The sequence below is a fragment of the Martelella sp. NC20 genome, from assembly GCF_013459645.1.
Lineage (GTDB): Bacteria > Pseudomonadota > Alphaproteobacteria > Rhizobiales > Rhizobiaceae > Martelella.
This window is the reverse complement of record NZ_CP054861.1, coordinates 2268635-2291749: the sequence shown is the minus strand read 5'-3', so window position 1 is coordinate 2291749 and position 23115 is coordinate 2268635. Positions and strand designations below refer to the sequence as shown.

General features: G+C 59.4%; 23 protein-coding genes and 1 pseudogene. 4 read left to right on the top strand and 20 right to left on the bottom strand.

Features of this window, described 5'->3' with window-relative positions; translation table 11 throughout:
• Positions 1 to 69 precede the first annotated feature (69 nt).
• The 8 genes from HQ843_RS10990 to HQ843_RS10955 all read right to left on the bottom strand — a co-directional run bounded on the left by HQ843_RS10990 (position 70) and on the right by HQ843_RS10955 (position 7753).
• Positions 70 to 369, bottom strand: coding sequence for a putative quinol monooxygenase (locus tag HQ843_RS10990; protein WP_180898276.1), 300 nt, complete (start codon positions 367 to 369; stop codon positions 70 to 72).
• The gene (locus HQ843_RS10985; protein WP_180898277.1) at positions 369 to 1883 is read right to left on the bottom strand and encodes an amidase; all 1515 of its coding nucleotides are present in this window, start codon (positions 1881 to 1883) and stop codon (positions 369 to 371) included. Before HQ843_RS10985 ends, HQ843_RS10990 begins: the two co-directional genes overlap by 1 nt.
• Before the next feature lie 97 nt (positions 1884 to 1980).
• Positions 1981 to 2679: an ATP-binding cassette domain-containing protein gene (locus tag HQ843_RS10980; protein WP_180898278.1), complete on the bottom strand. Its 699-nt coding sequence runs from the start codon at positions 2677 to 2679 to the stop codon at positions 1981 to 1983.
• Positions 2679 to 3407, bottom strand: coding sequence for an ATP-binding cassette domain-containing protein (locus HQ843_RS10975; RefSeq protein WP_180898279.1), 729 nt, complete (start codon positions 3405 to 3407; stop codon positions 2679 to 2681). Before HQ843_RS10975 ends, HQ843_RS10980 begins: the two co-directional genes overlap by 1 nt.
• Positions 3408 to 4460 carry an ABC transporter permease subunit gene (locus HQ843_RS10970; RefSeq protein ID WP_180898280.1) on the bottom strand — a complete coding sequence of 351 codons (1053 nt, stop codon included), beginning with the start codon at positions 4458 to 4460 and terminating at the stop codon, positions 3408 to 3410.
• Positions 4460 to 5326, bottom strand: a complete 867-nt coding sequence (locus HQ843_RS10965; RefSeq protein ID WP_180898281.1) for a branched-chain amino acid ABC transporter permease — start codon at positions 5324 to 5326, stop codon at positions 4460 to 4462. The genes HQ843_RS10970 and HQ843_RS10965 overlap by 1 nt, the downstream gene beginning before the upstream one ends.
• Before the next feature lie 66 nt (positions 5327 to 5392).
• Complete coding sequence (locus HQ843_RS10960; RefSeq protein WP_180898282.1) at positions 5393 to 6631, bottom strand: urea ABC transporter substrate-binding protein; 1239 nt, start codon at positions 6629 to 6631, stop codon at positions 5393 to 5395.
• A gap of 72 nt (positions 6632 to 6703) precedes the next feature.
• Complete coding sequence (locus HQ843_RS10955) at positions 6704 to 7753, bottom strand: substrate-binding domain-containing protein (protein WP_180898283.1); 1050 nt, start codon at positions 7751 to 7753, stop codon at positions 6704 to 6706.
• A gap of 138 nt (positions 7754 to 7891) precedes the next feature.
• Between HQ843_RS10955 and HQ843_RS10950 the strand changes: the two genes are divergently transcribed.
• Complete coding sequence (locus tag HQ843_RS10950; protein WP_246710342.1) at positions 7892 to 8488, top strand: MarR family winged helix-turn-helix transcriptional regulator; 597 nt, start codon at positions 7892 to 7894, stop codon at positions 8486 to 8488.
• A 332-nt stretch (positions 8489 to 8820) separates the two neighbouring features.
• Here the strand turns inward: HQ843_RS10950 and dmpG are convergent, their stop codons facing one another.
• The 7 genes from dmpG to HQ843_RS10915 are packed head-to-tail and all read right to left on the bottom strand — an operon-like array spanning position 8821 to position 15424.
• Entirely contained in the window at positions 8821 to 9858 is a 1038-nt protein-coding gene (gene dmpG, locus HQ843_RS10945; RefSeq protein ID WP_180898284.1) for a 4-hydroxy-2-oxovalerate aldolase, read from the bottom strand.
• Positions 9858 to 10802 carry an acetaldehyde dehydrogenase (acetylating) gene (locus HQ843_RS10940; protein WP_180898285.1) on the bottom strand — a complete coding sequence of 315 codons (945 nt, stop codon included), beginning with the start codon at positions 10800 to 10802 and terminating at the stop codon, positions 9858 to 9860. The genes dmpG and HQ843_RS10940 overlap by 1 nt, the downstream gene beginning before the upstream one ends.
• Before the next feature lie 36 nt (positions 10803 to 10838).
• Positions 10839 to 11543: an ABC transporter ATP-binding protein gene (locus tag HQ843_RS10935; protein WP_180898286.1), complete on the bottom strand. Its 705-nt coding sequence runs from the start codon at positions 11541 to 11543 to the stop codon at positions 10839 to 10841.
• A complete protein-coding gene (locus HQ843_RS10930) occupies positions 11536 to 12321 on the bottom strand; it encodes an ABC transporter ATP-binding protein (RefSeq protein WP_180898287.1) in 786 nt (261 codons plus the stop codon). The genes HQ843_RS10935 and HQ843_RS10930 overlap by 8 nt, the downstream gene beginning before the upstream one ends.
• Positions 12318 to 13331, bottom strand: coding sequence for a branched-chain amino acid ABC transporter permease (locus tag HQ843_RS10925; RefSeq protein ID WP_180898288.1), 1014 nt, complete (start codon positions 13329 to 13331; stop codon positions 12318 to 12320). The genes HQ843_RS10930 and HQ843_RS10925 overlap by 4 nt, the downstream gene beginning before the upstream one ends.
• Positions 13328 to 14194 (bottom strand): branched-chain amino acid ABC transporter permease, encoded by an 867-nt coding sequence (locus tag HQ843_RS10920; RefSeq protein WP_180898289.1) that lies wholly within the window; start codon positions 14192 to 14194, stop codon positions 13328 to 13330. Before HQ843_RS10920 ends, HQ843_RS10925 begins: the two co-directional genes overlap by 4 nt.
• Before the next feature lie 51 nt (positions 14195 to 14245).
• Positions 14246 to 15424, bottom strand: a complete 1179-nt coding sequence (locus tag HQ843_RS10915) for an ABC transporter substrate-binding protein (protein WP_180898290.1) — start codon at positions 15422 to 15424, stop codon at positions 14246 to 14248.
• Between the two features lie 98 nt (positions 15425 to 15522).
• On the opposite strand from HQ843_RS10915, the gene HQ843_RS10910 reads away from it, so the two are divergent.
• Positions 15523 to 16059 (top strand): alpha/beta fold hydrolase, encoded by a 537-nt coding sequence (locus HQ843_RS10910; RefSeq protein WP_371824621.1) that lies wholly within the window; start codon positions 15523 to 15525, stop codon positions 16057 to 16059.
• Between the two features lie 84 nt (positions 16060 to 16143).
• Here HQ843_RS10910 and HQ843_RS10905 read toward each other — a convergent pair.
• Positions 16144 to 16260: pseudogene (locus tag HQ843_RS10905) on the bottom strand (integrase core domain-containing protein); the annotation flags it as partial.
• 41 nt (positions 16261 to 16301) lie between these two features.
• Positions 16302 to 17081, bottom strand: coding sequence for a TerC family protein (locus tag HQ843_RS10900; RefSeq protein ID WP_180898291.1), 780 nt, complete (start codon positions 17079 to 17081; stop codon positions 16302 to 16304).
• 267 nt (positions 17082 to 17348) lie between these two features.
• Between HQ843_RS10900 and HQ843_RS10895 the strand changes: the two genes are divergently transcribed.
• Together HQ843_RS10895 and HQ843_RS10890 are read left to right on the top strand one after the other, a co-directional pair.
• Complete coding sequence (locus HQ843_RS10895) at positions 17349 to 18476, top strand: HlyD family secretion protein (protein WP_246710341.1); 1128 nt, start codon at positions 17349 to 17351, stop codon at positions 18474 to 18476.
• A 50-nt stretch (positions 18477 to 18526) separates the two neighbouring features.
• Positions 18527 to 20116 carry a DHA2 family efflux MFS transporter permease subunit gene (locus HQ843_RS10890; RefSeq protein ID WP_180898292.1) on the top strand — a complete coding sequence of 530 codons (1590 nt, stop codon included), beginning with the start codon at positions 18527 to 18529 and terminating at the stop codon, positions 20114 to 20116.
• Between the two features lie 114 nt (positions 20117 to 20230).
• On the opposite strand, the gene HQ843_RS10885 is transcribed toward HQ843_RS10890, so the two are convergent.
• The 3 genes from HQ843_RS10885 to argF form a co-directional block, all read right to left on the bottom strand.
• On the bottom strand, positions 20231 to 20938 hold the full coding sequence (locus HQ843_RS10885; RefSeq protein WP_246710340.1) for a TetR/AcrR family transcriptional regulator: 708 nt from the start codon (positions 20936 to 20938) through the stop codon (positions 20231 to 20233).
• A gap of 168 nt (positions 20939 to 21106) precedes the next feature.
• Positions 21107 to 22096: an Hsp33 family molecular chaperone gene (locus tag HQ843_RS10880; protein ID WP_180898293.1), complete on the bottom strand. Its 990-nt coding sequence runs from the start codon at positions 22094 to 22096 to the stop codon at positions 21107 to 21109.
• A gap of 31 nt (positions 22097 to 22127) precedes the next feature.
• On the bottom strand, positions 22128 to 23048 hold the full coding sequence (gene argF, locus HQ843_RS10875) for an ornithine carbamoyltransferase (RefSeq protein WP_180898294.1): 921 nt from the start codon (positions 23046 to 23048) through the stop codon (positions 22128 to 22130).
• Positions 23049 to 23115: the final 67 nt, after the last annotated feature.

Genomic DNA, 23115 nt, shown 5'->3' with positions numbered 1-23115 from the left:
TGGTGCATTTTCCATCCTTCGGCATGGTGGCAATCAATTGCCGCTGACGGAAACCGCCAGCGGCCAATTTCAGGCTTTGAAGGCAACTTCATCGGCCGTGATCAGTGTGACAGGACCGTCAAGGATCGGCTCGGCAACCGCGAAAAAGTCTGCGACGACATCACAACCATTGTGTCGATCCATCGCCGCCTTGTTCGCAAAGCGCTCATAGGTGGTGAACACAGATGGGTCCTCCATGCTCTGCGACACGAAGAAACCGACCGTCTCCGGTTCATTGTCGCGGACATGGTCTGCCACGACGAGCAAGGCATCACGCATTGTCGCTAAAGCATCGCTTTTCACCCGGATAATCGCCGTGATCGTGATCATCAGAAATTTTTCCAGTCGCCCTCGGCTTCAAAAGCGCTTGCGGCCTGATAGATCGTCGTTTCGGCATAGTCCTTGCCGATCAGCATCAGGCCAACAGGAAGACCATCGGAAAGACCACAGGGAATGGACATTGCGGGATGACCGGTTACATCGAACGGGCTGGTCGTTGCCGTCATTTCAAAAGCGCGGGTGACGATCTCTTCCAGCGACGCGTCCTTGCCAGGGATCGGCGTTGCCACGCAGGGAAGCGTCGGCATCAGCAGGAGATCATATTCGCCGAAGACACGGTCATAGGCAGCCTTGGCCGCGATTGCGATATTGCGCGCCTTCGCGTAATAGCGACCACGGTAGTGCGAAAGACCCCACTGACCGACGAGCATGGTCAGCTTCATCGTCTCCGAAAGGTCGTCCGCCTTGTTCCGCCATGCCGAATGTGCGTCCAGAAGCCCGACATCATAAAGCCCCTTCCAGTTGAAGCCCATGCCATTGCCATGCATCATCTGGGCGACAAAGCCTTCCAGCGTGATCGGGTTCCAGGCGGCCAGCGCAATATCATGCTCAGGGATCGAAACTTCGGAGATATCGGCACCAAGAGCGGCAAACCGATCAGCACCGGCGCGCACTTTCTCATTGACGCCGTCCTGAAGGTTCGGCACCGCAAAGCCTTCCTTCAACAAACCGATCTTCATGCCCTTCACGCCCTTGCCCAGCGCTTCAGTGTAAGCGGAAACCTGTGGAGCATACTGGCGCGGATCAAGCCCGTCGGCACCAGCCAGAACCTCCAGCAACAAAGCGTTATCGGCGACATTTCCGGTAATCGGACCGGTGTGATCGATCGTAGCTTCGATCGGCATGACACCGGTATAGGGCACCAGGCCATGGGTCGGCTTCATGCCGTAGGTACCGCAATAAGATGAGGGGATACGGATCGATCCGCCCTGATCTCCGCCGATTGCCATATCGACTTCGCCTGCAGAAACCAGCGCGGCGCTGCCAGATGACGAACCTCCGGCTGAATAGCCGTGACGGTAAGGGTTATGAACAGGGCCCGGATCGGATGTGTGGCTACCGCCCGAAAGGCAGAACTGTTCGCAAACGGCCTTGCCGGCAATGGTCGCACCGGCATCGAGCATGCGTGTCACAATCGTTGCATCGGCCACCGGGATAAATCCCTCAAGCGTCGTCGAGCCGTTCATCATCGGCACACCGGCAAGGGCCACATTATCTTTCAGCACAACCGTTTTTCCGGCAAGCTTTCCCTCTGCCGCGCCCTTCACCTCGCTCTTGATTGCCCAGGCGCCGTACTGGTTTTCTTCCGGTGAGGGCTTGGCTCCCGGCGTGCGGGGATAAAGAACCGGAGGTGTCGGGTTCGGCAGGGCGTCGATGACGTCGTATGCATCGAACATGCCGCCCATCAACGACTGGTATTCCGCGGCCTCCTCAAGTGACATCTTGATGTGAAGCTGCGATGCAAGCTCTACGACATCGGCTGGTGTTGGGCGGGTAATAGACATGAGTCATCCTTTCCTGTGAGAACAAGATTCAAGAAAAACGAAATTTTGGGTTTGATCTGCTTGCCGGAGACTTTCCGACAAGGCGTAAGACCGACGGCTAGATCAACATTTCATAGTCTCCGGCGTGTATCCGGTCCCTGTCGAGTTCACCGGTAATCCGGCCCTTCTGAATGTTAAGGACGCGATCCGACAACGAGGTGATGAATTCCAGATTCTGCTCCACGACGATCAGTGAAAGCCCCCAACGGCTCTTGAGCGCCAGCAGAGTCTCGATGATCTCCTCGATAATCGACGGCTGGATGCCTTCCGTCGGCTCATCCAGTAAAATCAGGCGCGGTTTGGTGCAAAGGCAGCGCGCCAGGGACAGAAGCTGCTGTTCGCCACCGGAAAGCGCGCCTCCACGGCGATCAAGCAATCGCTTCAGCCGGGGGAAGTCTTCAAGAACGGCATCAATAACGGTCTGATCTTCCCTGGGCGCGGCCGCGAGACCCATACGGAGATTTTCCAGCACACTGAGTGTCGGGAAGATTTCCCGTCCCTGAGGAACGAGGCCGAGGCCGTTTCTTGCCCGCTCATGGGGCTTGGCAGCGGTAATATCGCGCTCCAGGAAGGTCACCCGGCCGCCGGTCGTCGGAAGATGTCCCATCAGTGTGCGCATCAACGTCGTCTTGCCCATGCCGTTATGGCCGAGAATACCGAGATATTCGCCTTCCTGCATGCTGAGGCTGACGCCCGCCAGAATCGGAATTCGCCCATAACCGGAGCGCAAATCTGTAACGTCGAGAAAATCGCTCATCAGGCAACCTCCTTCTTGCCAAGATAGACATCGCGAACCCGCTGATCGGCCAGAACGCGATCAATCGTGTCTTCCATGAGCACGCGCCCCTGATGAAACACCGTCACTTTCTTCGCGATCTGTTTGATGAATTCCATATCGTGTTCGACGACGATGATGGCGCGAGACTGGTTGATGTCGCGAATGATCTTTGCCGTCAGCGCGGTTTCTTCATCCGTCATCCCTGCTGCCGGTTCATCCAGCAGGATGAGTTCCGGCTCTCCGGCCAGAACCATACCGATCTCGACCCACTGACGTTGCCCGTGAGACAGCGTATCGACTGTCTTGTCAGCCATGGTTTCGAGCCGGATGAGGCTCAAGACATCGTCAACAGCAAAGGAGAGCTTCGATGGCACGGCCTTGCGCCGGGCCGCTAGCCAGATATTCTCGCGCACGGAGAGCGCGTTGAATACATTGGGAACCTGGGTCTTGATGCCGATCCCCATTCGGGCGATTTCATGCGGCAGCCTGCCGGCAATGGCCTGACCGCGAAAAGCAATCGTCCCGGAGGTCGGTTTTTGCTGGCCGGTCAGTGACTTGAAGAATGTGCTCTTGCCAGCGCCATTCGGCCCGATCAGGCAACGCAGCTCCATTTCATCAAGGGTGAAGTTGATATCGTCATTGGCGACAACGCCGCCGAAACGCATGGTCAGGTGTTCAGTCTTCAGGAGTGGAACGAGTTCTGCCATCTACTCCGCTCCTACCGGCTGGGCTGCTGGCGCTTGCGGCTCAGCTTTTTCTTTCTTCGATCTCGCGCCCAAACCGCTGGCCAGATCCCGGACCGCCGGAACGATGCCCTTCGGCAGCAACAGGACGAAACCAACCAGGATCGCCCCTAGAACGAGGTTGGAATTCAACGCCTGCTGCGAACCGATTTTTGAGACCAGATATTCGATCAGCACACTGCCGATGATAGGGCCGAGCAGGGTTCCCATTCCGCCAACAGTGATCCAGATGATGATTTCCGCCGAAAGCGACAACGAGAATATCGTCGGAGAGACGAAAGCCCCCCAATTGACATAGAACGCGCCGGCAAGACCGGCAACGGCACTACCAATGACGAACGTCACCAGCTTGATCGCACGCGGATCGTAACCGAGCAGGGACGCACGGGTCTCATTTTCCCGAACCGCGACGACGATCCGCCCGAATGTGCTGGCCAGCAGCGCCCGCATCCCGAGATATGTCGCCAGAAGAGCGCCGCCGGTCACCCACCAGGACTGTTCCAGCGTCAGCGGCCGTGCGCCGGCGCCAAACCAGTTGAGCGTCGGAACGGCTGGAATCCCGTTGAAGCCGCCGATCAACGCGTTTCCGATCCTGTACTGCTCCCCCGAAGTGGAGTTGACGATATTAAACAGGATCAGCGTTACGGTAAGTGTGATTACCCCCAGATAGACATCCGAAATGCGGCCGTAAAACACGAAATATCCAAGGATCAGCGCGAAGAATGACGGCACGGCAAGGGCAAAGAACAGGCCAGGCGTCGAATTTTGAAAATTGATTGCAGCAATCGCATAGGCATAGGCGCCAAGGCCGAAAAACGAAGTCTGGCCAAAGCACAATATACCGCCAAAGCCCCAGATAAAGGCGAGGCTGAGGGAAAGGATAGCCATCGCGGCAAACAGAGTGAACTGCATCAGGGTGAAGATTTCAACCAGGATCGGCGCAATGGCAATCGCAGTGATTGCGAGTGCGACGGCAGTCGACTGGACGGCAAAACTCTTGCTGAAGCGTCTGGCCATCAAAGCCTCCCCCTGAAGAAGCGGCCCGAGATACCTTGTGGCAGAAGTCGAATGAGAATGATCGCAGCCGTAAACACGATCACCTCGCCATAAACAGGCGTCGTGAAATAGGCACCGATCTGGTTGATCGAGCCGAACAGGGCGGACGCAGACAGAGTTCCGGAAAGGATTGCCGCTCCGCCGCCGACGACAGTTATGAAGGCTTTTGCGATATAGGCGCCACCCATCACAGGCGTAATCCCGGAAACCGGAGCAAGGAGGCCGCCCGCGAGGCCGGAAATCGCCGAGCCGGCGGCAAATGTTCCCATGTAGACATAGGCCGGATTGACACCGAGCGTGCTGGCCATGGATGGGTTTTGCATGGTCGCACGCGCGATCAGGCCGAACCGGGTGTAGCGCATCACCGCATAGACGATGGCCATCAGCAACAACGCCATAAAAAATAGCAATAATGTGTAATAGCTGGACCGGTATTCACCAATCGTGAAGCCGCCAAGCGGCGTTGCGATACCCTTTTGGGTATTGCCGAAAATCGTCGTTACGACGCCGACGATCAGGAGGCTGAGCCCCCATGTGGCAAGCATTGAGTCGACAAGCCGGCCATAAAGAAACCGGATCAGGCACCGCTCGACGATCAGGCCGAAAATACCGACGAAGACTGGTGCGATCACCAGCATTGCGATCCAGACATTGACGCCGGCATTGGCCGAAATGACTGTTGCATAGGCGCCGAGCATGATGAATTCACCATGCGCCAGGTTGATGATCTTCATCATGCCGAAAATGACCGCCAGGCCGAGGCAAAGCAGAAACAGCGACGACGCACCGTTTACAACGTCAAGCAGCAGAATGACATAAATATCCATGACGAACCTTTTTGGGATGCGGGTACAGGAAGTGGCCGGCAGGTCAGCCCCGCCGGCGGCTGCGCATCAAAGGTTTATGACGTATTGCTTGTTGTCAGTGGGGTTGTCGATGAGATTGCAGACCTGGGCGGTATCGCTCGGAATCACATCGGGGAAAATTTCCAGCACATCCCAATTCCGATCCTCGACCTCGGCGAGATAAGTATTGCGGATCGTATGGTGGGTGGCGCGATCAATGGTCACCTTGCCGGTCGGACCATCGAAGCTGAGGCCGGTTTCAAGCGCTTCGATGACTTTCATCTGGTCGATTGCAGCCGCCTGCTTGACGGCTTCCGCCCAAAGATAGACCCCTTCATAAGTCGTCGCGGCCATCTCGCTGATATAAGGCGAACCCGGGTGCGCTTCGCGGATCTTGGAAACGAAACTCTTGCTGGCCGGCGTATCGAGTTCCTCGAAATAACCATAGCATCCCATGATGCCGTTGCTTTCCGCAGCATCGAGCGTTTCCGGCTCGTTGACGAGACCGAATGTGGTTGATGCAATCGGGATTTCATCCTTCATGCCCGCCGACGTCCATTGGCGATAGAACGCGGTGTGGTTGCCGCCAACGAGCGCCGAAAGGATCAGGTCAGGCTTGGCTGCCTGAATCTTGGAGATCGTCGGGCCGAAATTGGTCACATCGAGGGGGAAGAAGTCGGTCGCGACAATCTCACCGCCATAATCCTGGGCAAATTTTGTCATCCACTTCGCGGTAATCTGGCCGTAGTTGTAGTCGGCTGCCAGAATGTAAGCCTTTTTGCCGGTCTTGTTCATCGCGTAGGGCACCAGCTTTTCAACAGTCTGCGCCGGTGTCGTTCCCGTACAGAAGATATCCCGATCGCAAACCCCACCCTCGTAAAGCACATTATAGAAATAGAGCACCTTGAACCGGTCGAAAATCGGCCGGATGGCTTCGCGCGACGCCGATGTGATGCCGCCATGGACAACGGCAACCTTGTCCTTCAGCGCCAGCTGCTGAGCATATTGCGAATACATCTGAATGTTCGACTGAGTGTCATACTGAACGATTTCGAGCGGACGCCCCAGGAGCCCACCGGCAGCGTTGATCTCGTTCACAGCCAGATCCAGCGCATAGACCATCGGCTCGCCGGACGCAGCCAAGGGGCCTGAAAGGTCATGCAGACTCCCGACCTTGATCGGCTGATCCGCTGCAAATGCGCTTCTGTTGAGGATCGCCGGAGCGGCAAGGAGGGATGCGGATGCGATGGCCGATTGCTGAAGAAGGCGGCGTCGAGAGATTTTCATGCGTGTGTTCCCCTGATTTTGATTTCAGTGGATTTAGTTAAATATACAATATTTGAAAATTCAACTAAAAAATCAGCGCGTGTTCAGAATCCTGAAATCGTAACCGTCGACCTCAGCAAGATGGACAGGATGACGGCTCCCGACAGCAGGCCTGGCCTCCGCTCCGCGTGCAGTACGCGGCTGCGGTATGCGCCCGAAATAGCGTTTCAGTTCACGTATATCGAAACTACCGGCCTCCTGAGCCATCGCCGCCAGGGAATAAATTCCCTCATAACAGGATTGACCAAACGCATTGACCGGCGGCGGGCTTTCACCAAGCGCCATATGATAACGCTCGAGGAAGGCACCGTTGTTTGAAGAGCGGATTGAGGAGAAATAGCCAGATGAGACGAGCATATTCTCCGTCTCATCCTCATCCAGTCCGTATACAATCGTTTCATCAATCGCCGAAGAAAACCGCAGCACCTTGGAGGAGAGGCCCGCAGCGCAGAAGGCCCGGTTGAACGTGATACCGTCGGAACCAAGGAAATAAGGGAGAACCGCATCGGATTTCGTTGCCTTGATCTTTTCGATGATCCGGTCGTAATCGGGAACGCCGACCGGAACGAACATCTCCCCGGTGACGATGCCCCCCATTGACTGAATAAGTTTGCGGGCCACGCGCAGGCTGAAACGCGGCCATACATAGTCATTGCCACAAAGGAAGAACCGCTTTGCGCCGCGCTGAGCATGCAACCACTCCAATGCCGGCCGCATCAGTTCTTCGGCGGTCTCTCCCGTCGTCATAACATCCCGCTCGGCTGCGAAGCCCTCATACTGCGGCGTGTAGACAAATGGAACGCGGTTGTCGGTCAGTTGAGCGATCGGTGGCCTTGCATAGCTCGGAATCATGCCGACGATGCTATCGACCCCATGCTCGAAAATAGCATCTGCTGCGGCCTTGGCACCGGTTTGCGCATCCGGTCCGGCGTTGACCACCACAAGTTCGACGTCACGGTGGAGTATGCCGCTGTCTCGGTTTATCTCGTCAACGGCAAGGCGCGCGCAAGCCACACCCGACGGGGCCCACAAGCCAGCAGAGCCCTCCTGAGCGATGAGCAAACCGATCCTGATATTGCGCATCAACCGACCTCCGCCGCGGAAGAACACCGTCCGACGATATCCACATGCAATTCACATACCAATTTTCGGAATCTGTTCTACCGTTCGGTATTTCACGCCGCCTCTCACGACCGTGCTTATTTTGACGGCAGCTCCGTCATGCCAATGCATTTATATTTTGCACGGGAAGGTCGATATTGCTTGATTCCGGGCGGTATGAAATTATACATCAGAGAAAATATTGAAAAATCAAATTTGCCGGGGAGGCACACAGCTTTGCGCATACCTGATCTGATATGCTGCGTTAATCAGGCCCTCGAACGCAACGCCGAGGTACAGTTAAAGCAGCGCTCCCTGTCCATAGAGCAATTCCGCGTCCTGACGGCCTTAAACGATTCAAACGGCATATCCATGGGGACCCTGGCGACCCGCGTATTTATGGATTCCCCGACACTTACGAAACTGATCGACAGAATGGTCGCATCGGCGGATGTGTATCGCGGACCCGACCCACGCGATCGCCGCAAGGTTCTGGTGTTCATTTCGAACAAGGGGCTGACGACGTATGAAGCGCTCTCGGATATCCATGATCAGCTAAGCGACACGCTATCCGGAGCACTCGGCTCTCAAAAGCTGGAAATGCTGGAATCGCTTCTCACTCAAGCCCTTCAAGCCGCCAGTGGCGCTGATGCTCGGTATGCAACTCCTGTCCAGCCCGGGCCACAGGGTGCTTCGAAAACTCATCGCCTTTCCTGACCCGGTATGCGACATTTACACCAAGGACCTTTGACCGGCTGGCAGGAAACCTGGAACCTGACATCGCCCGGCACCGGTTTTACCGATTGTCGGGCTCGCCGTCATGTCGCCGCCGCACAGGCTCGGGGGCAGTGTCAACCTCGGTAATCTGATGACCTTCCGATACTACCGCAGCATCATTTTTGGCAGCGCTACGATGGTAAGCGTCGCCAAAAATGATAGTGTCATGCTCTCGTCCGAGCGAGACAAAATGGTGAATTTCCTCTCAAGATGCCGCGATCACCCTGAATGTGTGTTTCGGGTTTTCAGTGGGGCTTGTTGACAATAAGCTGTCAGGCCGGGCGTTTCCGGCGCGTTTCGAGCATATCCAGAGCGACATCGACGATCATGTCTTCCTGACCGCCGATCATCCGGCGTTCTCCGAGCTCGATCAGTATGTCGCGCGCATCGACGCCGTAGTTCTTGGAGGCGTTCTCGGCATGCCGCAGGAAGCTGGAATAGACGCCTGCATAGCCAAGCGACAGGCTTTCGCGATCGACGCGCACCGGGCGTTCCTGCAACGGGCGCACCAGATCGTCGGCGGCATCCATCAGCGCGAACAGATCGCAACCCGTGTCGACCTCCATGCGGTTCAAAACGGCGATCAGCACTTCAAGCGGCGCATTGCCGGCTCCTGCGCCCATGCCCGCAAGCGAGGCATCGACACGGACGGCGCCCGCCTCGATACCGGCGACGGCGTTGGCAATGCCCAGCGCCAGATTGTGATGGGTGTGGACGCCAACTTCGGTTTCAGGCTTCAGCGCTTCACGCAACGCCATAACCCGTTCGCGATACTGATCCGGCAGCAGCGCACCGGCGGAATCGGTCACATAGACGCATTCCGCACCATAGCTTTCCATCAGCCTTGCCTGCTCGGCAAGCTTTGCCGGGTCGGCCATATGCGCCATCATCAGGAAACCGACGGTATCCATGCCGAGCGCGCGCGCCGCCTCGATATGCTGGCGCGAGACATCCGCCTCGGTGCAATGGGTCGCGACACGCACCGAGCGCGCGCCGGCCTGATGGGCTTGCTCAAGCTCATGCACGGTTCCGATGCCGGGCAGCAGCAGGACGGTGACAGCGGCATGTTCGCACACTTCGGCGACCGCGGCGATCCATTCAACATCGTCGTGACGGCCAAAGCCGTAATTGAAGGTCGAGCCCGCCAGACCGTCGCCATGGGTGATTTCGATGGCGTCAACCCTGGCCCGGTCCAGAGCGCGGGCGATGTCACGGACATCGTCGAGGCTGTATTGATGGCGCATCGCGTGCATGCCGTCGCGCAGCGTCACGTCCTGAATATAGAGTTTGTCCTTGTTGGCACGGCTCATTACGCAGCCCTTTCGCGAATGTTCTTGGCGGCCCAGTGACTGGCGGTTCTGAGCGCAGCAGATGTCATGATGTCGAGATTTCCGGCATAGGCGGGCAGATAATGGGCGGCCCCTTCCACCTCCAGAAAGATCGTGGTCTTCAGCCCCGTGGCAAGGCCAATGCCTGGTATCCGCACCGGCTGGTTGTCGCCAATCTCCTCGAACTGGACGCGCTGCTTCAGCCGGTATCCCGGCACATAACCACGGACCGTCTCGGCCATGTCGGCAACCGAACGCTCGATATCGTCCCGCGACGCCCCCTGCGACAGTACGAAAACGGTATCGCGCATGATCAGCGGCGGTTCGGCGGGATTGAGAATGATGATCGCCTTGCCGCGTTCGGCCCCGCCCAGAAGCTCGATCGCCTTCGAGGTGGTTTCGGTGAATTCGTCGATATTCGCGCGAGTGCCCGGACCGGCGGATTTCGAGGAAATCGAGGCAACGATCTCGCCATAGACGGTGCGGCGCGAAACCCGCGACACGGCATGAACCATCGGGATCGTCGCCTGACCGCCGCAGGTGACCATGTTGACGTTGGGCTCGTCGATATTCGCGTCGCCATTGATCGCGGGAATGGTGAACGGGCCGATGGCGGCCGGCGTCAGATCGATGACCTTCTTGCCGTCCCTTTGCAGGATCGCGTTGTTGGAGACATGGGCGCGCGCCGACGTCGCGTCGAAAACGACCTGAATATCCCTGTATTCCGGCATTTTCAGAAGACCTTCAATGCCTTCATGGGTGGTCGCCACACCAAGCCGCTTTGCCCGCGCCAGACCGTCGGATTGCGGATCGATGCCGACCATGGCACCCATTTCAATCACATCGGAGGTTCGCATCACCTTGATCATCAGATCCGAGCCAATATTCCCGGACCCGATAATCGCGCATTTGATCTTTTCCGTCATGACCTGTCCTTTTCCGTCAATCCTTTGTCCGCCCGATCAGGCGGCGACCGCCACGAGGCGGCTCAGTTTTTCGTCATCACCAAGAAGCTCCGCGCTTGCCGATTGATGGACGATCCGCCCGCGATCAAGCACGATGGCGCGCGCTGTCATCGACAGCGCCAGACGCGCATGTTGTTCGACAACGATCACCGAAAGCCCTCTGTCGCGGATCAGTTCCCGCACGACATGGGCCAGTTCCTGAATGATGATCGGCGCAAGGCCTTCCATCGGCTCATCGAGCAGCAGCAGGCGCGGATTGGTCATCAGCGCGCGGGCAATCGCCAGCATCTGCTGTTCGCCGCCGGAAAGCTGGTTGCCCATATTGGCGCGCCGTTCCTTGAGCCGCGGAAAGACCTCATAGACCGCGGCGATATCCCAATCCCCCGGTCGCGCCACCGTCGTCAGATGTTCCTCGACGGTCAGTGAGGGAAACATGGCCCGCTCCTGCGGCACCCAGCCGAGGCCGGCACGGGCGCGTTTGTGCGTGGAAAGCGACGTGATATCAGCGCCGTTGAAACGGATCGTTCCCGCCTGATGGCGCGTCAGCCCCATCAGCGTGCGCATCAGCGTCGACTTGCCGACCCCGTTTCGCCCCAGAAGCGCGACACTGTCGCCGCCTGCCATGGAAAACGAGACCTTGTCGAGCACGCTGGCCTCGCCATAACCGGCGGAAACGCCCTCAAGGGTCAGAAGATCAGTCATGGCCGGCCTCCCCGAGATAGACTTCGCGGACGCGGCGATCGCTCATGATCTCGTCCGGGGTCCCTTCGGTCAGCACCTTGCCCGACACCAGAACGGTGATGCGTTCGGCAAAGCGGCGCACCAGCTCCATGTCGTGCTCGATGAAGAGAATACTGACATCGGCGGGCAGCCTGGCAATGACGTTGAAGACCTCGGTGCTTTCGCCTGCCGGAATGCCGGCCGCCGGCTCATCGAGCAGAAGAATGTGCGGCCGCGATGCCAGTGCCAATGCAATCTCGACCAGGCGTTGCTTGCCATAGGCAAGCGTCTCCACCGCACTGCCTGCCTGGTTTTCAAGCCCGAGATCCTGGATCAGATCGAGCGCCTCCTCGATTTCGATCGCATGGCTTTGCAGCGGGCGGAACCAGTGCCGCGCGAGACCCTTGCGCTCAAGTATGGCCAACAGCACGCTTTCGAGAACCGTGAGCCTGGGAAACAGCGTGTTGATCTGGAACGTGCGGGCCATGCCCTTGCGCACGCGCTCCTCCTGCGAGGTATGCGTCACGTCCTCGCCGCCGATGAACACCTTGCCGGAGGTCGGCGACAGCACGCCGGTCAGCATGTTGATGAAGGTGGTCTTTCCCGCGCCATTCGGCCCGATCAGCGCATGTCGCGCGCCTGTGGGCAGGGCAAAGCTGATATCGCTGTTGGCCTGAAAACCGCCCCAGCTTTTCGACAACCCCTCTGTTGCAAGCGCAAAGCCCGCGCTTCTGGAAAGGAAACTGGTATCGTGTTTCATTCCGCAGGCTCCCTCTTGCCCACGACCGTAAGGCCTTTGGACGCGATGAAGCGCACCAGATCGCTCGCACCGCCGGTCAGCCCGCCGCGCAGAAAAAAGACCACGGCCATCAGCAGAACGCCCATCCAGAACTCCCAGTAGACCGGATTGACGTCATTGAGAAAATCATGGGCGACCACGAACACGGCCGTGCCGATGACCGCGCCGTAAAGCCTGCCCGTGCCGCCCAGGACCAGCATCACCAGGAATTCGGCCGAACGGGTAACCGAGAGGGAATCGACGCCGACGAACTGCGTCGTCTGCGCCATCAGGCCACCGGCGATTCCGGCGATCCCGGCTGAAAGGGTGAAGGCGACCCGCAGCCGGTTGTTGACCGAAGCGCCGAGGGCGGGCATTCGGTCAACGCCCTCGCGGATGGCACGCAGGGACAGGCCGAGCGGCGAGGAGGCAAAAAACTTCAGCGCGACAAAAACGATGACGAGCACCGCATAGGCATACCAATAGGCGGTATTGCCGAAGAAATCGAACTCGAAAACCCCGAAAAGCGGCGCCATTTCGATGCCGGACAGCCCATCTACGCCGCCGGTCACACCGCTCATGCGATTGGCAATTTCATAGGTCACGAGGCAGATGCCGAGCGTCACCATCAATCGTGTCAGATCCTTGCCGCGCACCACAAGGAAGCTTGTCAGATACCCGATGGCGAGCGTCAGCGCGCCCGAGATCAGAAGCCCGGTCAGCGGCTCGCGCCAGCCATTGACGGATAGAAGCCCCGCCGTATAGGCGCCGATACCGAAGAAGGCGGCGTGGCCGAGCGAAACGATCCCGGCATAGCCGAGCACAAGGTCAAGGCCCAGAACCGCGATGGCATAGGTCATCAACGACAGAAGGAGCGCCCGGTCGTAGGGCAACAGGAAGTAGATGGCGGCCGGCAACAGCCAGAAGATGATTTCAACAAGACCCGGACGCGGCGACGCAAGCCTTTGGACTGCCTGAAAACGGATCGTCACGCGCGCTTCCCCCCAAGACCGGAGGGAAATGCGATCAGCAGCACGATCATCATGACATAGATGATGAAGGCGCCGACTTCCGGCACGAAATACTTGCCCGCGACATCGAAGACGCCAAGGAGCAATGCGGCGATCAACGGCCCCTTGATCGAACCGGCACCGCCGACAACCACGACCAGCAGGAAATAGACCATATATTTCAATGGAAAGGTCGGATCGAGCCCGAGCACTTCCACGCCCAGCGCGCCGCCGAGACCGGCAAGGCCGGTGCCCAGCGCAAAGCAGAGGGCAAACACCAGGTTGACATTGATGCCAAGGCCTGCCGCCGCATCCTGATTGTCGACGGCCGCGCGGATTTCCGCGCCGAAGCGGGTCTTCGACAGCATCAGGTGGAGCGCCAGCGTGACGGCCGCGACAAAAGCGATCAGAAGCAAACGGTATTTGCCGAAATCAACGCCCATGAAACGGACCTGCCCCTGAAGCAGGTCCGGCATTTCGACGAATTGCTGCGACGCACCGAAGAAATAATGCGCGGCTGCAATCGAGGAAAACACGAAACCGACAGTAAACAGCATCTGGTCGAGATGCGGCGCCTTGTAGAGCCTTTGAAACAGAAGTCGTTCGGCTATGATACCGCAGAGCCCGGCGGCCAGAAAGGCGAGCGGCAGCGTAGCCAGAAACGGAATACCCGCCCTGTTGGCCAGATAGACACTTGCATAGCCGCCGATCATGGCGAACGAGCCATGCGCCAGATTGATGAAATTCATCAGTCCCATGGTGATGGAAAGCCCGACGCCGACCAGAAACAGCAAGCTGCCATAGGCCAGTCCGTCGAAGAGAATGCCGACAATATTACCTGCCATTCAAAGCTCCGAAAAAGGAAGGCGGGGGGCAGAGCCGCCCCGCCATTGGCCTCAGGGCGTCATGTCCCGGCTTTCGGGAAATTCGAAAAACTCGACATTGGCGAGTTGTCCATCGAGCGCCTCGACCTTTCGGACATAGATGGTCTGAACGATGTCACGGTTTTCCGGGTCGATGGTGAGCGGTCCACGCGGGCTTTCAATGGTCGCCCCTTTCAGCGCCTCGGCAATGGCCGGACCCGAGGCATCGCCTCCGGTCTTTTCCAGCGCGTAGTAAAGCCCTGCCATGCCGTCATAGGCGGAAACCGAGAGGAAATTCGGCCACGGATCATCGGGGTAGTCGGCAAGATAGGCTTTCACGAATTCCCGATTGAGGTCGGTGTCATGCGCCATCGAATAATGGCCGGTGGTCACCACGCCAAGCCCTGCGTCGCCGGTCTGGCGAATGGTCAGTTCGTCGGTGAGATCGCCCGTGCCCAGCATGGTGATGCCCGCTTCCTTGAGGCCACGCTGGTCAAATTCCTTGATGAAGTTGATGGTCGCCTCGCCCGGCGGCAGCCAGACGAACACCGCATCCGGCCTGGCGTCCTTGATACGCTGTATGAACGGTGCGAAATCCGGGTTCTGCGCCGGAACGCGCAGGCTTCCCGCAACCGTGCCGCCATTCGTCGTCATGCCGCGATTGAAGGCCGTTTCCGCATCGTGACCGGCCGTGATGTCGGCCACCAGCGTATAGACATTTTTATAGCCGTGTTCGGCGGCGTAGCGGCCGGCAGGCTCGGTGATCTGAGGCAGGGTCTGGCCGACGCGGATCATATAGGGGCTGGCATCGGTGATATGCGACGATGATGCGTTCATGACGATCATTGCCGTTTTGGTTTTCTCGGCCAGCGGCGCGGAGGCCATGGCCGAAGCGGTGAAGGTGAACCCGGCCAGGACATCGACATGATCGCGCACGAGAAGATCCTGCACGGCGCGGCGGGCACGATCGGGGGCAATGCCGCCGTCGTCCTTGATGATCAGTTCGATCTTTTTGCCCGCGACTTCATCGCCATGCTGCTTCATGAACAGGTCGATACCGTTCTGCATCTGGGTGCCGTAAATGCTGAAGGGTCCGGAAAGCGACAGAACCACGCCAACCTTGACGGTGTCGCCCGCGGCAAAGGCAGGAAGTCCTGCCGTCAGTGCGGTTGCAGCCAGTGCCGCACCAAGAAAATATCTGCGTTTAATCATTTTGGTTTTCCTCCTCAAAGTATTCTGGCGGGAACCGGGTCTCCTCCATGAAAACCCGATCCGGTTTCCTGGTCAGTCCTGATTGTCACTGAAAAAAGATCCACATCATCGGCAATTTCATGGGCGGTCACAGCGCGGTTGCCTTTGCACTCGCCCATCCCGAAAAGGTCGGCAAGCTGATCCTGATGGGTGGTGGCACCGGCGGCGTCAGCCTATTCACGCCGCAACCCGCCGAAGGCATCAAGTTGATCGGCGCGCTTTACCGCAATCCCACCATCGAGAACCTGAAGAAGATGATGGATGTTTTCGTCTTCGACTCAAGCGATCTCACCGAAGAGCTGTTCGAGACCCGGTTGAAGAACATTCTGGCGCGCCGCGACCATCTGGAAAATTTCGTCAAGAGCCTGGCCGTCAATCCTCGCCAGTTCCCAAATGTCGATCACCGACTGCATGAAATCACCGCCGAAACGCTGATCGTGTGGGGTCGAAACGACCGTTTTGTGCCGATGGATACCGGCATCAGGCTCGTAGCGGGCATACAAAAGTCCGAACTGCACGTCTTCAATCAATGTGGCCACTGGGTTCAGTGGGAATATGCCGACAAGTTCAATCGGATGGTGCTCGACTTTCTGTGACCTGCTGCCCTTGATGTCCGCGATCATAAGATCGCTCTGTTCAGGTTTTGGTCCTTCTGGAGGGAGCTGGGGACTCGTAAGGGGCAAGCCATCGAGGCTCGTATGCGGGCGGTCGAGGTTGCAGTCGTTTCTCCATCTTTCGACGATTTGGCGGGCGTTTCGATGGTTGCTGAAGAGATGCTCACTAAGGCATTCGTCGCGCTAGGTGGTGGTGTTGCAACCCACCCTTCAGAACGACAGGTTCAGTGACGCGTTGGCGCGCTGGGTGCGGGCTCCCCGCGAGCGGCCCGGTCCCTCATCCGTTTGCGCCGCGCCAGCATGTTGAGCAGTTCGACGAGGCCCGAAAAAGTCATGGCCGCATAGATGTAGCCCTTCGGCACGTGGAAGCCGAGGCCATCGGCAATCAGCGTCATGCCGATCATCAGCAGGAAGGAAAGCGCCAGCATCACGATGGTCGGGTTGGCCTCGATGAAGCGGGCGAGCGGGCCCGAGGCAATCAGCATCAGCGTCACCGCGACGACAACGGCAATGACCATGATCGGCAGATGGTCGGTCATGCCGACGGCGGTGATGATGCTGTCGACGGAAAACACCAGATCGAGCAGCAGGATCTGGAAGATCGCGGCGGCAAAGCCGGTCTTCACCGCGCCGCCGACGATCCCGCCCGCATCTTCCTCCGGATCGACATTGTGGTGAATTTCCTTGGTTGCCTTCCAGACCAGGAACAGCCCGCCGGCGATCAGGATGATATCCTTCCAGGAAAACCCATGGTCAAAGGCCGTGAAAACCGGCTCTGTCAGCTGCACGATCCAGGCGACCGCGCCGAGCAGGACCAGACGCAGCACCAGCGCCAGGCCGAGGCCGATCCGCCGCGCGCGCTGACGATTGGCTTCCGGCAGCTTGTTGGTCAGGATCGAAATGAAGACGAGGTTGTCGATGCCGAGCACGACTTCCATCACGATCAGCGTCACGAGAGCGGCCCATGCCTCGGGCTGGGTGGCCAATACAAGAATGTCGTTCAAGTCAGTCTCCTCAAAAACCCGGCATGCAGCTGTGGCGAGGGTTTTCCCCGCTTTCGGAATCACGACGGAACAGCAGGCGTTCTATAACGCAAAATCCATCCCTTCACTATCAACGTAATTGACATTGACCAGTTCCCGCCGGTCTGCCGCTTGACAGTCCGCGCCGCGAGGAGCATTACCACACCAACCAATCGAACCCACGAGTTCGAATTCGCTATCTCCGCGCTGCCCCCTCCTCCCGTCAGCGCCAGAAAGGCTCTTTTCAACATGACGACTGAGACAGATGTGCACCCCGAACCGCGCCCGGCCGAGAAGAAGCGCGGCGGCGGGGTGCGTAAGATCATTTTTTCGCTGATCGGGATCGCGCTCATCGCCGGCGCCGGTTGGCTCGGCTATCACTGGTGGACCGACGGCCGCTTCATGGTTTCCACCGACGACGCCTATATCGAGGGCGACATCGCCATGATCTCCCCCAAGGTTTCCGGTTACGTCGAAAGCGTCGCGATTGAAAACAACCAGCGCGTCAGGAAGGGCGATCTTCTGGTCAAGATCGACGATGGCGATTACCAGAACGCGCTCGCCCAGGCTGAAGCGCAGCTCAACGCCCAGAATGTGGCGCTGAAGGCGACCGAGGCCCAGATCGCCGGCGCCAAGGCCTCGCTGGCGCAGGCCAAGGCCAACCGCGATGCGCTCGATCCGCAGATCGACAACGCCAAATCCGTGCTTCAGCGCGCCGATACCCTGCGCGAAAAGGGCGCGGCCACCGTCGCCGCCTTCGATGATGCAAGGTCGGCGCTCGATCAGTTGAAGGCCCAGGTCCAGGCCGCCGATGCAGCGGTTGAAGTCGCGAAATCCAATATCACGACGGCTGAGGCCGAACTTGCCCAGCAGCAGGCTGCCCTGCAGGAACGCAAGCTTGCGATCGACATGGCGAAGCGCAATCTCGGCTTTACCGAAATCCGCGCGCCCTTCGACGGCGTGTTCGGAAACAAGAATGTCCAGGTCGGCGATCTCGTTGCCTCCGGGACGCGGCTCGGCGCGCTGGTGCCGACCGACGACCTCTACGTCGTCGCCAATTTCAAGGAGACCGATCTCGACCGCCTCGGCGTCGGGGCGAAGGTCAAGGTCTCCGTTGACGCCTTCGAGAAAGACGACTTCACCGGTACGGTCGAGTCCTTCTCGCCGGCCTCCGGCGCCGTCTTCGCGCTGCTGCCGCCGCAAAACGCGACAGGCAATTTCACCAAGATCGTCCAGCGCCTGCCGGTGCGGATCTCGATCCCGAAGGACGTGCTGGACGGGCAGTATCTGAAGGCCGGGCTTTCGGTCACCGCCGAGGTCGACAGCCGCACCGCGCCCGATGGGACGATCGGCGAAACGATCGCCGCCAACCGCTGACATTCATCGCGGGCGCCTGACGCCCGCATATCCATCCCACGGATGCTTCAATGACAGATATAGCCGAAAACGCGCCGGCCACGGCGCAGGCGGGGGCAGTGCCCTCGGACCATGTTCCTATGCGCACATGGATCGCCTTCATCGTCATGGCGTTCGGCATGTTCATGGCGATCCTGGATATTCAGATCGTCGCCTCGGCGCTGTCGGATATCCAGGCCGGGATTTCGGCGAGCGCGGACGAAATCGCCTGGGTACAGACCTCCTACCTGATCGCCGAAGTGATCATGATCCCGCTGTCGGGCATTCTGGCGCGGATTTTTTCGACGCGGGTCGTGTTCAGCTTTTCAGCGGCGGCCTTTACCGCCTGCAGCGCGCTTTGCGCCACGGCCACCAGCATCGACCAGATGATCGTCTTCCGCGCGCTCCAGGGCTTCATGTCGGGCGGCATGGTGCCGGCGGTGTTTGCGGTTTCGTTCACCGCCTTTCCGCCGTCCAAGCGCTCGACCGTCATCCCCGTCGTCGGGCTTGTGGCGACGCTCGCGCCGACGATCGGCCCGACGGTCGGCGGCTATCTTGTCGCCGCCTTTTCGTGGCACTGGCTGTTCCTGATCAACGTCATCCCGGGCATTCTGGTGGCCGTCAGCGCTTGGCTGCTGATCGACTTCGACAAGCCCGACCTTTCACTGCTGAAGCGGTTCGACTGGCTGGGCCTTGCCGCCATGGCGACCTTCCTCGGCGCGCTCGAATATTTTCTGGAAGAGGGCAATATCAAGGGCTGGTTTACCGACGACGTCATCCGCTACGTGTTCGTCGCCATGCTCGTCGGCGGGGTCGTGTTCTTCTACCGCGCCTTCACAAGCCCCTCGCCGGTGGTCGATCTCAGGGCCTTCGGCAATTTCAACTTCGCGGTCGGCTCGGTCTTCTCGTTCTCGCTCGGCATCGGGCTTTACGGCCTCGTCTATCTGTTCCCGCTCTATATGGCGCGGATCCGCGGCTATGACGCGCTGATGATCGGGGAGACGATGTTCGTCACCGGCGCGTTCATGATGGCCACCGCCCCGGTTGCAGGCTTCCTGCAGAATAAGCTCGACCCGCGGCTGATGATGGGGGCGGGACTGGCGCTGTTTGCGCTGTGCACCTGGCAGATGACCCATATCACCGCCGACTGGGACTACTGGAACCTGTTCTGGCCGCAGGCGGGCCGCGGGGTGGCGCTGATGATCTCGATGATCCCGGTCTCCAACATCGCGCTCGGCACGCTGCCGCCGCAGGATATCAAGAACGCATCCGGCCTCTTCAACCTGACCCGCAATCTCGGCGGCGCCGTCGGGCTGGCCGTCATCAACACGCTGCTCAGCCGCCGCTCCGATTTTCATTTCGACCGGCTGGCGGAAACGGTAAACGCGGCGAGCGCCACGACACAGGAATGGGTCGACGCGCTGGCCGGGCTCTACAACAGCCACGGCATTGACGGCGAAAAGGCAGCGGTGCTGCAGCTCGACCAGATCGTCAGCCAGCAGGCGTGGCTGATGGCGTTCATCGATATCTTCACGATCCTGACGGTGCTGTTCGTCTGCCTGAGCTTCTGCATCATTCTCGTGCGCAAACCCAAGGCGGGGGCTGGCGGCGGCGGCCATTAGAGCGTCGGGCGAAAAAGGGAAATCCGGGTTTTCGTTAACCCGACGCGTCAGAATAAGGAATCTAGAGTCCCTCGGGTTGAAACGGGGAATGGTGCGCTTTCAACCTGAAGGCTTTTACGCCGGTCCCACCGCCTGCGGGCCGTAGCTTTTCATGAAGGTGCGGACGCCGCGCTCGGCCATCCGCTCGATATCAGCCCGCGGCGGCGGCCCGTCCATCAGCCCGAACAGCCGCATTTTCCAGAGATGACCGGTACACAGATCCAGCAATTGCTGGGCGGCGACGCGCGGCTCGGCGGCCGCCAGTTCTCCCGCCTCCGAGCGCGCGACTACGAACTCGGTCAGGGTATCGATCAGGTTGTCGGGATGGTCGCCGAAGAATGTGCGCACCAGTTCCGGGAAGCGCTCGGCAACGCCGATGGCGATCCGCATCGCCCTGATCGTTTCCTCGCAGGTCATGCCTGTCGCAAGCCGCTCGCCAAAGCGCGTCAGAACGTTTTCAACCGCATCATCCTCGGCCAGGGTCTGTCGCAGGTCCTCGAAGATACGCTGCTTGGCCTCCAGGATGATGGTCTGGAACAGTTCGCCCTTGTTTTCGAAATAGACGTAGATCGTGCCCTTGGAAACGCCGGCGGCCCGGGTTATGTCGTTCATGCTGGCGGCATCGAAACCGACATTCATGAACACCTGTCGCGCGCCCTCGAGTATCTGCGCACGCTTGGCCGGATCCTCGCCGGCCGCATGCCGGCCGATACGCCCGAAAACACAGCGGCCCGCTTCCTCATTCGGTCGACAGAAGCCGCCCTTGGCTTTTCCAAATCCCAAAATCGCCTCACTCGCCGGTGCGACCGAAAATCCCACCGTCAGCCTTGAATGTTCCCGCGGTCCGGCGAAACGCCGGACACATTTGTTGACTTATGCGGAACATATCTACGCATACGATGCGGGGCCGCTCAATTCAATGAATAATTGAACTGAGCGGTTCGACGGAATTCAGACCTTCCGCAACTCCTCGGGCGTATATTCATACGCCGTCGAGCAGAATTCGCAGGTCACCGTAATCTTGCCGTTTTCGGTGCTGTCCTCGATCTCCTCGGCCGTGAAGGCGCCGAGCACGTCGCGGATCTTCTCTCTCGAGCACGAACAGCGGTCGTAAACCCCGTGGGCGGGATAAACCGCCACGCCGCGTTCGTGAAACAGCCGGTAGAGCAGCCGTTCGGCGCCGATCTCGGGATCGGTGATCTCGTCGAGGTCGATGGTTTCGACCATGGCGCGGGCTTCCGACCAGGCATCGTCCGGATCGTGCGAAAGGAAGCCTTCGTCGCCATCGCCGCCCGGAAGGTCCGGCTGACGCATGCGCTCGGGCTCCTGCGGCAGGAACTGGGCCACCAGCCCGCCGGCCCGCCAGCTTTCGCGCGGCTGGCCGTCCTCGTCACGCGAAAACAGTTTCGCGACGCCAAGGCGCACCGCCGTCGGGATTTGCTCCGACTGGCGGAAATAGGCCATCGCGATTTCCTCAAGCGAGCGCCCGTCGAGTTCGACGATCCCCTGATAGGGTTGCATGAAGCCGCCCTGATCGATGGTGAAGGCAAGCACGCCCTTGCCGAGCAGCGCTTCCGGTTCGCTGCGCCCAGCGGCGATCGCGGCGTCGAGTGCGTCCTGATCGAACCGGGCGTAGCCGCGCAGCGCATCCGGGGTCGAGAAATCGGCGACCAGCAGATCGACCGGACCGTCGCCCTTGGTCTGCACGGTGAACTTGCCCTCGAATTTCAGCGACGTGCCGATCAGCGCCGTCAGCACCACGGCTTCGGCAAGCAGGCGGGCGACGGGCTCGGGATAAGCATGGCGCGCCAGCATTTTGTCGAGCAGCGGGCCGAGCTGGACCGTGCGGCCGCGCACATCGAGCGCATCCACCTGGAAGGGCACAACCATGTCATCACCGGCGAAACCGAGTTCGCCGAGTTGCGTTTCAAGATTTTCCATTGTTCAACTCCTTGCCCGGCAAGGCGGCGCTTCAATCGAACGCGCCGAGACACCAGGCCAGAACGGATTTCTGGGCATGAAGCCGGTTCTCGGCCTCGTCAAAGACGACCGATTGCGGGCCGTCCATCACCTCGTCAGTCACCTCCTCGCCGCGATGGGCGGGCAGGCAGTGCATGAATATGGCGTTGCCGTTCGCCTTTTTCATCAGGTCCGCATTCACCTGATAGGGCTGGAACACGTTGTGGCCGCGCGCCTTGTGCTCCTGGTTCATCGAAACCCAGGTGTCGGTGACGACGCAGTCTGCGCCGGCGACGGCTTCGGCCGCGGTATCGAAGAAATTGACCTCCGCCCCTTCCGCGCGCGCCCAGTCCACAAACCGCATTTCCGGCTCGGAGCCCTGCGGCACGGCAATGTTCATGCGATAGGAAAACCGCCCTGCCCCTTCAAGAAAGGAATGCAGTACATTGTTGCCGTCGCCGGTCCAGGCGATGGTCTTGCCTGCCACTGGGCCGTTATGCTCCTCGAAGGTCTGCAGGTCGGCCATGATCTGGCAGGGATGGGTCGCATCCGTCAGCCCGTTGATCACCGGCACGGTGGCGGTTTCGGCAAGTTCCAGCAGCCGGTCGTGATCGGTGGTGCGGATCATGATCGCATCGACATAGCGCGACAGCACCTTCGCGGTGTCGCCGATCGTCTCCGCCCGGCCGAGCTGCATGTCCTTGCCCGAAAGCACCAGCGTCTCGCCGCCGAGCTGACGCATGCCGACGTCGAAGGAGACCCGGGTGCGCGTCGAAGGCTTCTCGAAGATCATCGCCAGCACCTTGCCGGCAAGAGGCTTGTCCGCGGTGCCAGCCTTCTGGGCGGTCTTTCGGCTCGCCGCATCGTCGAGAATGCCGCGCAGCGCGGATTTCGAAACGGCGGAGAGATCGAGAAAATGCCTCGGATTGGACATGGAACTACTCTTTCACAGATAGAACTTCGTTTTGCGCGCGTCGCGACGGAAAGCCGGAAGCCACCGG